This window comes from Mesorhizobium sp. M7A.F.Ca.US.002.01.1.1 (genome assembly GCF_004022955.1).
In the GTDB taxonomy this organism is placed as follows: Bacteria; Pseudomonadota; Alphaproteobacteria; order Rhizobiales; family Rhizobiaceae; genus Mesorhizobium; species Mesorhizobium ciceri.
The window spans coordinates 1-1,373 of record NZ_RZQE01000857.1 but is presented as its reverse complement, the minus strand read 5'-3'; the positions used below and the strand labels follow the sequence as shown (position 1 = coordinate 1,373).

1 protein-coding gene and 1 pseudogene are annotated in these 1,373 nt (G+C 65.0%); both read left to right on the top strand.

Annotated elements, in window-relative coordinates; genetic code table 11:
- Positions 1–87 precede the first annotated feature (87 nt).
- Positions 88–987, top strand: a complete 900-nt coding sequence (locus EN932_RS36175) for a BadF/BadG/BcrA/BcrD ATPase family protein (RefSeq protein ID WP_245483402.1) — start codon at positions 88–90, stop codon at positions 985–987.
- Between the two features lie 24 nt (positions 988–1,011).
- Positions 1,012–1,373, top strand: a pseudogene (locus EN932_RS36170) (sugar isomerase); the annotation flags it as partial.

Sequence of the window (1,373 nt, the reverse complement as noted above, 5' to 3'; positions counted from 1 at the left end):
TCATAGTTCTTGCCGTCTGGAAAGATAGTTTGTAAAGTTTCCTAACTAATGTGGATTGGACGCGGCAGCCCGGCTTGCGCGGTGGATATGGTGACCCAGAAAATCATTGCAGGCGTGGATATAGGCGGCACCAAGACGCGCATCATGGCGTGCCAGGGCGAGCGCATCGCCGACGAGGTGCTGGTGACGGAGAGGTGGCGCATTCGCCAGATGGAGACTGATGCCGAGACACTGGCTGGGATCGTCGCGGGATTGTGCGGCGGGGTCGCGCCCGCTGTGCTGGCCGTTGGCGCGCATGGCTGCGACACGGGTGAACAATGCCTTCGCTTCCAGGCTCTGCTGGCAAGCAGGACCGGTGGTGCGGTGCAGGTGGTCAACGATGCCGAGCTGATGGTTCCTGCCGCTGGCTACATCGACGGCATCGGCGTCGTCTCCGGCACAGGCTCGATCGCGGTGGCACGCACGGCCGATGGCAAGATGCTGGCAGCCGGTGGCTGGGGCTGGATCCTTGGCGACGAGGGCAGCGCGCCGGCATTGGTGCGCGAGGCGGCGAAAGCAATCCGGCACAGCCTCGACCGGGGCCAGGATGGTGACCCGCTGATTGCCGGGCTGATGCGCGAACTGGGTACAGACGACCAGACCAAGCTTGGCATCCTGCTCAACGAAACGCGTGGTGCCGCGGTCTGGGGCCGCTATGCCAATGCCGTATTCGACGCGGCGATCGCCGGCTCGGCTCTGGCTATCCGTGTTATCAGCGAAGGCGGGACAGGGTTGGCCGCATTGGTCGAACTCTTGATCGAACGCGGCGCCAATCCCGCCCTTGTCGTGGCTGGCGGCGGGGTCATCTCGGAGCAGCCGATGTTGATGACGGCATTCGTCGAGGCCATGGCAAAGGTCTCGCCGTCGAGCCAGGTGCTGCTGCTGCGCGAGCCGCCGGTGCTGGGTGCGGTCGCCTTGGCGAGACGACTGCTGATCGGCCAGGGCTAATCTTCGGGAATTGGAGCGGTTTGAATGATGAAGCGTATCGGCTATCGCCCGGCGGTGGCGCGCCAGACGGAAAGTCTCGAAATCGGCCGGCGTTCGGTGGCCTCGTCGCTTGACGACCTCGATCTCGGCGCTTTTGCCGGCAAGACGATCGGGCTTGCCGGCATAGGCGCCAGCTATCAGGCGGCGCTGGCCGGTGCGCTTTATCTGCGCGCCTCCGGTATCAAGGCTTTTGCCTATACGCCGACCGATCTCTATGGCCGGACGGATGCAGCCGCCGATGCGTTCATCGCGCTGTCGGCCTCCGGGCAGAGCCGCGAAATCTACGACGTCATGCGCGAGGCGTCGGGCGCGCCGCGTCTGGCGGTCTGCCGCGGCAGCGACAATCC

Coding starts and splice junctions, on each gene's coding strand:
- EN932_RS36175 (WP_245483402.1), top strand. CDS start 88: ATGGTGACCCAGAAAATCATTGCAGGCGTGGATATAGGCGGCACCAAG.